The organism is Paracoccus sp. (in: a-proteobacteria) (assembly GCF_047605025.1).
GTDB lineage: Bacteria > Pseudomonadota > Alphaproteobacteria > Rhodobacterales > Rhodobacteraceae > Paracoccus.
This window is the reverse complement of record NZ_JASGGO010000051.1, coordinates 1-5,066: the sequence shown is the minus strand read 5'-3', so window position 1 is coordinate 5,066 and position 5,066 is coordinate 1. Positions and strand designations below refer to the sequence as shown.

Genomic DNA, 5,066 nt, shown 5'->3' with positions numbered 1-5,066 from the left:
GAGCCTTAGGCAGTCCCGGAACCCATTCCGTCACTACGCACCGGCCCCGCCCGCCTCGCCCGGCGCCAGCCTTCTTCGTTTCCCAAATACCCATGCCACGGCCGCGGCCGGCGCGGCATCCCCCATGGCGTCCGCCCGCGCGATCTGGCACATATCCGCCATGGCCAGATCCGTCACCGCCTTCACCTGCACCGCCTGCGGCGCCACGCACCGGAAATGGTCCGGGAAATGCGAGGCTTGCGGCGCCTGGAACACCATCGTCGAGGAAGCGCCGCTGTCGCAGGGGCCGGGCAGGGGCCTTGGCACGCTCAAGGGCAAGGCCATCGCGCTTTCGGGTCTGGAGACGCAGGAGGCGCCGCCGCCGCGCGCGGTCTCGGGGATTGCGGAACTGGACCGGGTGCTGGGGGGCGGCCTGGTGCCGGGCTCGGCCATTCTTGTGGGCGGCGATCCGGGGATCGGCAAGTCTACCCTGCTTTTGCAAGCCGCCGCCGCCTTCGCGCGGCGCGGGCAAAGCGCGATCTACGTCTCGGGCGAAGAGGCCAGCGCCCAGGTCCGCATGCGGGCGCAGCGGCTGGGTCTGGGCGATGCGCCGGTCCAGCTGGGCGCCGAGACCGCGCTGCGCGACATCCTGACCACGCTCGACGCGGAGCGACCCGATCTGGCCGTGATCGATTCGATCCAGACCCTCTGGTCGGACCAGATCGAGGCCGCGCCCGGCTCGGTCAGCCAGGTCCGCGCCACCGCGCATGAGCTGACGACCTTCGCCAAGCGGCGCGGCACCGCCATCATCCTGGTCGGCCATGTCACCAAGGAAGGCCAGATCGCCGGCCCGCGCGTGGTCGAGCATATGGTCGATACCGTGCTTTATTTCGAGGGCGAGCGCGGCCATCAGTTCCGCATCCTGCGCGCGCACAAGAACCGCTTCGGCCCCGCCGACGAGATCGGCGTCTTCGAGATGACCGGCGGCGGGCTGACCGAGGTGGCCAACCCCTCGGCGCTGTTTCTTTCCGAGCGGGGCGAGCCCAGCCCCGGCTCGGCCGTATTCGCCGGGATCGAGGGCACGCGCCCGGTCCTGACCGAGGTGCAGGCGCTGGTCGCCCCCTCGACGCTGGCCAGCCCGCGCCGGACGGTGGTGGGATTGGACAGCGGACGCGTCAGCACCATCCTTGCCGTGCTGGAGGCGCGCTGCGGCATTCCCTTTGCCGGGGTCGATGTCTTCCTGAACGTCGCGGGCGGTCTGCGGGTGGCCGAACCTGCGGCCGACCTGGCCATCGCGGCGGCACTTCTGAGCGCGCGCGAGGACATCGCCCTACCCGCCGACTGTGTGCTTTTCGGCGAAATCAGCCTTTCCGGCGCGCTTCGTCCCGTCGCTCAGGCCGAAAACAGGTTGAAAGAGGCGCAGAAACTTGGTTTTTCACGGGCGATCCTGCCCACGGCCACCAAGGTCGAGGGCGCGGCCGGGATGCGGATCGACCGCACCCCGGATCTGACGAGTTTCGTGGGCGAGACATTCGGTGCCGGATGAACTCGCCCCAGAACGCGGGTAAACCCGCGAAAGGGCTTGATAATGGACGGTTTCACCATCATCGACGGCATTGTGGCCGCCGTGATCATCCTCTCGGCGATCCTGGCCTATGCACGCGGCTTCGTACGCGAATCGCTGGCAATCCTGGGATGGATCGGCGCGGCCTTGCTGGCCTTCCTTTTCGCGGCCACGGTCAGGCCCATGGTCGCGCAGGTGCCCGGACTGAACAAGTTTCTGGGCGAGAGTTGCGAACTGGCCACCATCGCCGCCTTCGCGGCGGTCTTCGCCGTGGCGCTCGTGGTCTTCTCGATCATCACGCCGCTTTTTTCCTCGGTCGTGCAGCGATCGGCGCTGGGGGGGGTCGACCAGGGCATGGGATTCCTTTTCGGCGTGGCGCGCGGCATCCTTCTGGTGGCGGTGGCCTTCATCGTCTATGATCGGGTGATGTCCAGCCAGCCCGTGGCGGTGGTCGACAACTCCCGCTCGGCCCAGGTTTTCGCCAGCATGCGCGGCCAGATGGACCGGCAGATCCCGGACAATGCGCCGGGCTGGGTCGTCTCGCGCTATGAACAGCTCGTGCGCGGCTGCGGCCCGACGCAGGCCGTCGATCCCGCGACACCCACGCCCGCGCCCTCGAACTGAGGCGGCCTTCGCGGCTCCTTTGCCACAGAAAATGCGCCCCGCCGCCCTGGGGGGCGTGACTTCGCCGGTATCAGTCCCTATGTTGGCGGCGACCAGCACAGCCAAGCAGCCCTCCCCTAGCCCCCAATGAGTCGGTGATGATGCAGCCATTCCTTGCCCATCCCTTCGATCACGACCGCCTGCATGAGGAATGCGGCGTCTTCGGCGTGATCGGAGTCACGGATGCGGCCAATTTCGTCGCCCTGGGCCTGCACGCCCTGCAACATCGGGGCCAGGAAGCGGGTGGCATCATCTCGTTCGATGCCGAGCAGGGCTTCAACAGCGCCCATCGCTTCGGCTATGTGCGCGACAACTTCACCAAGCAAAGCCTGATGGAGACGCTGCCGGGTCCCCTGGCCATCGGCCATGTGCGCTATTCGACCGCCGGCACCAAGGCCGCGACCGCGATCCGCGACGTGCAGCCCTTTTTCGGCGAATTCGCCATGGGCGGCTGCGCCATCGCCCATAACGGCAATATCACCAATGCCATGGCGCTGCGCCGGGAACTGATCGAGCGCGGCTCGATCTTCCAGTCCAGTTCCGACAGCGAATGCATCATCCACCTGATGGCGCGGTCCATCCAGCGCAATATCCCCGAGCGGATGAAGGACGCGCTGCGCCGGGTCGAGGGGGCGTTTTCCGTCATCGCCATGACCCGCACCAAGCTGATCGGCGTGCGCGACCCCCTGGGCGTGCGCCCGCTGGTGCTGGGCAGGATCGGGGATGACGGCTTCGTGCTTTCCTCCGAGACCTGCGCGCTGGACATCATCGGCGCCGAGTTCATCCGCGAGATAGATCCGGGCGAGATGGTGGTGATCTCGAAGGGGCAGATCGAAAGCTCGCGCCCCTTCGGCCCGTCCAAGGGCCGGTTCTGCATCTTCGAGCATGTGTATTTCTCGCGCCCCGATTCGATCATCGGCGGGCGCTCGGTCTATGAGACGCGGCGCCAGATCGGGGTGGAACTAGCGCGTGAGGCCCCGGTCGAGGCGGATCTGGTCTGCCCGGTTCCCGACTCGGGGACGCCTGCGGCCATCGGTTACGCGCATGAAAGCGGTATCCCCTTCGGCATGGGTATCATCCGCAACCAGTATATGGGCCGGACCTTCATCGAGCCGACCGAGCAGATCCGCAATATGGGCGTGCGGCTGAAGCTGAACGTGAACCGGGCGCTGGTCGCCGGCAAGCGCGTGGTGCTGGTGGACGATTCCGTGGTGCGCGGCACCACCTCGCGCAAGATCAAGGACATGATCCTGGACGCTGGCGCGGCCGAGGTGCATTTCCGTATCGCCTCGCCCCCGACCGCCTGGCCCTGCTTCTACGGCGTCGACACCCCCGACCGCGAAAAGCTTCTGGCCGCCCAGATGTCCGAGGAAGAAATGCGCGAGTGGATCGGCGTGGACAGCCTGGCCTTCGTCTCGCTGAACGGGCTTTACCGCGCGGCGGGCGAGGCCAAGGGCCGCGACAAGTCCTGTCCGCAATATTGCGACGCCTGTTTCTCGGGCGATTATCCGGTCGCGCCCTTCGACCAGCTTGAACGTGGCTTCCGTATGAAGCCCAGTTCGGAAACCGCGGCCGAGATCACCAATCACGCCGCCGAATAGGGCCAACCTTTGCGCTTGAAATGCCGCGCATTGCGCGGTTTTCGGGATTTTCCCATGACCCCTTCCCGCCCCCTGACCCAGGTTGCCGCCATGATCGAGCGGGGGCTTGCCCCCGCCGATGACGCGCAGGCGCTTGAGGCGGTGGCGCGGGAATTCCGCATCCGCATGTCCTCGGCCATGGTGGCCGCGACGCGGCGGCCGAACGACGGCATCGCCGCGCAGTTCGTGCCCGATCCCCGCGAATTGCAGGTTCGCCCCGAAGAGCTTTCGGACCCGATCGGAGACGATGCCTTCAGCCCGGTGCCGGGCCTGACGCATCGCTATCCCGACCGCGTGATCCTGCATGTGACGAAGACCTGCGAGGTCTATTGCCGCTTCTGCTTTCGCCGCGAGGTGGTGGGCGAGGAAGGCAACCTGCCCGAGCCGCAACTTGCCGCGGCCTTGGATTACATCGCCCGAACCCCCGCCATCCATGAGGTCATCCTGACCGGGGGCGATCCCCTGGTGCTCTCGGCCCGGCGGATGGAGGGGTTGATGCGGCGGCTTGAAGCGATCGCCCATGTCGATCTGGTCCGCCTTCATACACGCATCCCCGTCGTTGCGCCGGGCCGCATCGACGCGGGAATGCTCGCGGCGCTGCGGCCCAGGCGCCTGGCGGTCTGGCTGGTCCTGCATACGAACCACCCACAGGAACTGACCCCCGAGGCTTGCGGCGCGTTGGCGCGGCTGGCGGATCAGGGCGTGCCGCTTTTGTCCCAGACGGTGCTCTTGAAGGGCGTGAACGCCGATCCGCAGGTCCTGGCGGAACTGTTCCGCGCCCTGCTGCGCAACCGTGTGAAGCCCTATTACCTGCACCATTGCGATCTGGCGCGCGGCACAAGCCATTTCCGCACCTCGATCGCCGAAGGACAGGCGATCATGGATGCGCTGCGCGGGCGGATCTCGGGCACGGCACTGCCCAGCTATGTTCTGGATCTGCCCGGCGGATACGGCAAGACGCCCCTGGGACCAGGCCATGTCGAGGCGCTTGGAGCCGGGCGCTGGCGCATTCGCGACTGGCGCGGCGACTGGCACGAATACCACGACCCCGCAGCCCGAACGGCCGAAGGCGTTTCCGGGGGCGCTTCGCCCCCCAGACCCCCCGAGGATATTTAGGCAAGAAAGAGGGCCATTTTTCCGAGAACCGTGACGGGTTTTCGTCCATTGATCGTAAGCGCGGAGTTGAGGCCGTTCAGGGTTTGTAATTCCATGGCATGAGT

At 66.9% G+C, this 5,066-nt stretch carries 4 protein-coding genes; all 4 read left to right on the top strand.

Features of this window, described 5'->3' with window-relative positions; all coding sequences use genetic code 11:
- Nucleotides 1-160: 160 nt before the first annotated feature.
- The 4 genes from radA (at nucleotide 161) to QM682_RS18340 (ending at nucleotide 4,962) form a co-directional block, all read left to right on the top strand.
- A complete protein-coding gene (radA, locus tag QM682_RS18355; RefSeq protein WP_415132381.1) occupies nucleotides 161-1,525 on the top strand; it encodes a DNA repair protein RadA in 1,365 nt (454 codons plus the stop codon).
- 42 nt (nucleotides 1,526-1,567) lie between these two features.
- Nucleotides 1,568-2,167 (top strand): CvpA family protein, encoded by a 600-nt coding sequence (locus QM682_RS18350; protein WP_415132377.1) that lies wholly within the window; start codon nucleotides 1,568-1,570, stop codon nucleotides 2,165-2,167.
- 140 nt (nucleotides 2,168-2,307) lie between these two features.
- Nucleotides 2,308-3,807 (top strand): amidophosphoribosyltransferase, encoded by a 1,500-nt coding sequence (gene purF, locus QM682_RS18345; protein WP_415132379.1) that lies wholly within the window; start codon nucleotides 2,308-2,310, stop codon nucleotides 3,805-3,807.
- Nucleotides 3,808-3,861: 54 nt separating this feature from the next.
- Entirely contained in the window at nucleotides 3,862-4,962 is a 1,101-nt protein-coding gene (locus tag QM682_RS18340; protein WP_415132375.1) for a lysine-2,3-aminomutase-like protein, read from the top strand.
- The last annotated feature ends 104 nt before the right edge of the window (nucleotides 4,963-5,066 follow it).

Coding starts and splice junctions, on each gene's coding strand:
- QM682_RS18340 (WP_415132375.1), top strand. CDS start 3,862: ATGACCCCTTCCCGCCCCCTGACCCAGGTTGCCGCCATGATCGAGCGG.
- radA (WP_415132381.1), top strand. CDS start 161: ATGGCCAGATCCGTCACCGCCTTCACCTGCACCGCCTGCGGCGCCACG.
- purF (WP_415132379.1), top strand. CDS start 2,308: ATGCAGCCATTCCTTGCCCATCCCTTCGATCACGACCGCCTGCATGAG.
- QM682_RS18350 (WP_415132377.1), top strand. CDS start 1,568: ATGGACGGTTTCACCATCATCGACGGCATTGTGGCCGCCGTGATCATC.